This window comes from Streptomyces sp. NPDC002577 (assembly GCF_053594815.1).
In genome coordinates, this window is the sequence record NZ_JBSFWK010000097.1 from 1 (window position 1) to 3742 (window position 3742).

General features: G+C 64.9%; 4 protein-coding genes. 3 read left to right on the forward strand and 1 reads right to left on the reverse strand.

The features are described 5' to 3' along the window. Positions 1–254, forward strand: a 254-nt coding sequence (locus tag ACWD4J_RS43940; protein ID WP_451401171.1) for a GDP-mannose 4,6-dehydratase, incomplete at its 5' end; no start/stop codon positions are given. A gap of 304 nt (positions 255–558) precedes the next feature. Here ACWD4J_RS43940 and ACWD4J_RS43945 read toward each other — a convergent pair. Next, positions 559–1809 carry a lipopolysaccharide biosynthesis protein gene (locus tag ACWD4J_RS43945; protein WP_451401172.1) on the reverse strand — a complete coding sequence of 417 codons (1251 nt, stop codon included), beginning with the start codon at positions 1807–1809 and terminating at the stop codon, positions 559–561. 213 nt (positions 1810–2022) lie between these two features. On the opposite strand from ACWD4J_RS43945, the gene ACWD4J_RS43950 reads away from it, so the two are divergent. Then, positions 2023–3150: a glycosyltransferase family 4 protein gene (locus ACWD4J_RS43950; RefSeq protein WP_451401173.1), complete on the forward strand. Its 1128-nt coding sequence runs from the start codon at positions 2023–2025 to the stop codon at positions 3148–3150. 55 nt (positions 3151–3205) lie between these two features. Further along, positions 3206–3742, forward strand: a 537-nt coding sequence (locus ACWD4J_RS43955) for a GDP-mannose 4,6-dehydratase (protein WP_451401174.1), incomplete at its 3' end; no start/stop codon positions are given.

The window sequence follows — 3742 nt, forward strand, 5'->3', positions numbered from 1 at the left end:
GCGACTTCGCCGAACACTGCTTCGCCCACGTCGGACTGGACTGGCGAGACCACGTCCGCTTCGACGAACGCTACCTGCGCCCCTCCGAAGTCGACCACGTGGTCGGTGACGCCTCCAAAGCCGAACGCGTACTGGGCTGGAAGCCGACCGTGCGCGCGCCCGAACTCGCGCGGCTCATGGTCGACGCCGAACTCGGCACGCTGGCACGCACACGCCCCGGCTCCGTCAGCGCGCCGAGAATCCCGGTGTCCTGAAGTGCCATGAGCCGCGCTTCGCCCACCTTGGTGCAGCAGAGGGGTACCAGCTCATCGGTGTCGGAAGTAACGGCATCAACGCGTTCTTCGTCCGCAACGACGCGGCCGGCGCCCCCTGGGATCTGAAGGCGCAACAGGCTTTGGTCCGATCTCGTGTGAGGACCGCCCGCGGTACGCACGGAAAGCCGCCCTACACCGGGGACGATCACACCGAGTTGTTGCGATCCATGCGGGACCGGCTCGGTGCACCAGGTCGACAGGGGAAGCGATCTCTCGATCGCCGAGACTTTCGGGGATCTGGCCCTTACGACACCTGCGATGACAGACGCCGGTGCGCGATGAACATACAAGGCACGAGCACCACGAGTGTCTGAGTGACAACCGTCGACCAGAGCGGCCCGGCGAGGCCGAGTCGTGTCACCGACCAGATCGACGCCAATACGTTCAATACGGCCATGACCGACGCCAGCACCATCTGCGACCGAAGCACTCCCGCTCCGTTCAGAAAGATACTGACCGCGGAGCTGGCGCACATGACCGCGACGTAGCACGCCAGCGCCACCAGCATCTCCATCGGCGGGATCGCGACGTCGTCGCCGATCCAGACGCGCAGGATCCGGGGCGTGACGGCCACAAGAGCGTTCGCCGCCAGTGCGCCCACGGCGGTCGCGAGCACCACCGAGCGCACGTAGGCGCTCCGCACCCATGCATGGTCACCACGCGCCCACGCCTCACGGTAGGCCGCCCACAACGGCGTGAGGAAAACACCGGCGAAGGTAGGGACAAGCGCGAAGAGTGTGAAAGGCAAAACGTACTCGGCAACTCGGGAGGCGCCCAGGTAGTGCCCGATAAGAATTGCGTCCGATTTATAAGCGACGAGCCCGATCATGGAGAGAAGAAAGAGCTGCACGCCCTCCCGGGCAAGCCGGCCGCACGTGTGCCGGTCCACGTCATGCAGTCGGGGACGAAGGTCGTTAATCGGGCGAGCCAGCAGGAGTACCGTCGTTGTGATCCCGGCAATGAGCGACGTCATGAGATAAGCGGCGAAGAACCACCGGACGTCCGGCGCGGCTACTGCCACACCGAGTAGCCCTGCGGCCTGCACGACGACGCCGAACGATGTATGGAGCGCCGGTACGTGGCCGCGTTGAAGGGCGTGATACACGCGGCCGGCGACGGTGAGGGGGAGGCTGAGCGCAGCCGTCGCGGCCACCGCGAACAGCAACTGATGAACCAGGGCGCCCGGCACCTCGTGCCCCACCCCGAGGACGCCGTTCCAGTCGAAGGCAAGCGTGACCAGACCGGAGAGGGCGAGCCCGACGAGTGCGCAGCCTGTCAGCAGAAAGAAGGCCGTGCTCACCACCCGGCGCATGGCGGCGGAGTCGTTGTGCCCGCTGGCCGCCGAGACCTGCCCCATCACCGCGAGGCCCACACCGAAGTCACAAATGACGAGCATTCCGAAGACAGTGGTGAGGTTCAGCCAGAGGCCGAACTCACCCGGCTCGAGACTGCGCGCGACAACGCGGATCACCATGAGGTTCACGACCAGAGACATGGCTCGCGCACCCGTCGTCGTCGCGCCGGCAGCGAAGATTCGGCGCCACCGGTCGTTCGCCTTCGACCCGAAGGGTACGCGTGCCCCGAGTCCGTCCCATCTCGACCGCAGGCTGTGGAACTGGTTCACGGAAAATACCCTGCCCGCTGATGTCGTCCATTCGCAAGAGCATTCAACTGATCGCCGTAAAACTCTGGACGACATAAACCGGCCGTGTCGCACCCATTCACTTACTCGCACCATGAATACACTGACAGGGAGCTGAATCTGCTCCAGGCAGAGAAAGGGGTACGGGTGCGGGTCCTGTTCTCCCCAGATGCATTCGTGAGGCAGCGGTTCGGCGGGATCAGCCGGTACTTTGCGGAGCTCCACACCGAACTGGTGGATGAGGGCGTCGACGCGCGCCTGTTCGCCGGGCTGAACGACAATCTGTACGTCACGGGCCGCCGCGGAGACAAGCTGCGAAAGCTGCCCAGGCGCGTGCGCCTGCTGCTGAGCAGAGCGTCCTTCAGGGCGTACTCCGCCACGCAGCGCGGACGGCACGTCATCCATCCGACCTACTATTCACCGGTGGTTTCTGGCCATCAGCCACAGGTATGCACTTTTTACGACCTGATCCACCACAAATATGCCGACTACTTCGGCCCGAAAGACGACACGGCGGAACGCCAGCGATTCTGGGCCCGGCGGGCGGACAGAATCATCGCCATCTCGAAATCCACCGCAGATGACCTGGTGTCCGTGCTGGGAGTGGAGCCGGAAAAGATCTCGGTCATCCATCTGGGCGTCCGCATCCCCCTCGTACGGCCGAATCGAAATCCGGACGACTATCTTCTCTACGTCGGAAATCGGGGCGGCTACAAGAACTGGCGGATGGTGGTGGACGCGCTGCAGGACCGGGACCTCAGGGCCATACGGCTGATCTGCTCAGGAGGAGGCCCGGCCACTCCCGCCGAGAAGTCGTTTCTCGAGAAGCGCCGCCTCGCGCACCGTGTCGAATTTCTTCAGGCGGGCGAGGAGACGCTGTCCCGGCTCTACCAGAGAGCGCTGGCCCTGGTATATCCGTCGATGTACGAGGGATTCGGGCTTCCGCCGCTGGAGGCGATGGCCCGGGGCGTTCCCGTCGTTGCCGCGCGGGCGGCCTCCATTCCGGAGGTCGTGGGCGATGCGGCACTTCTCTTCGACCCTCACCAATGCGACGACCTCATCAGCAAGCTCCGATGCCTCGATTCATCGACCTGCAGGGAACTAGAGCGGCGCGGCCCGGCGCGGGCCCAGACGTTCACCTGGAAGAGGACAGCTCAGCAGACGATCGATGTCTACCGGACCTTGCTCCCCTGAGTCGGCGTACTCGACAGCTCTGGATCCAGTGTCAAACCACACGTATGGAGTGCGCGTGACAGCAAAGAAGGCCCTCATCACCGGCATCACCGGGCAGGACGGCTCCTATCTCACGGAGCTGCTGCTGGAGAAGGGATACCAGGTCCACGGCATCGTCCGCCGGGCTTCGACGTTCAACACCCAGCGGATCGACCACCTCTACCAGGATCCGCACGCCCCGAGTCCCCGGCTTTTCCTGCACTACGGCGAACTCAGCGATGGCACCCGCCTCGCCGCGCTGCTGGAGACGGTACAGCCGGACGAGGTGTACCACCTGGCCGCCCAGTCCCATGTACGCGTGTCCTTCGACGAGCCGGAGTTCACCGGGAACTCCACCGGTCTCGGTACCACTCGCCTGCTGGAGGCGATCCGCTCCATCGGCCTGCCGTGCCGCTTCTACCAGGCCTCCAGCTCCGAGATGTTCGGCGCCTCGCCCCCGCCCCAGCACGAGGGCACCTCCTTCCACCCGCGCTCCCCCTACGGCGTCGCCAAGGTCTACGCCTACTGGGCCACCCGCAACTACCGTGAGGCCTACGGCATTTACGCCGTCAAC

Excerpts from the sequence above, each read along its gene's own strand:
- ACWD4J_RS43945 (WP_451401172.1), bottom strand. The coding sequence starts at position 1,809 with ATGTCTCTGGTCGTGAACCTCATGGTGATCCGCGTTGTCGCGCGCAGT.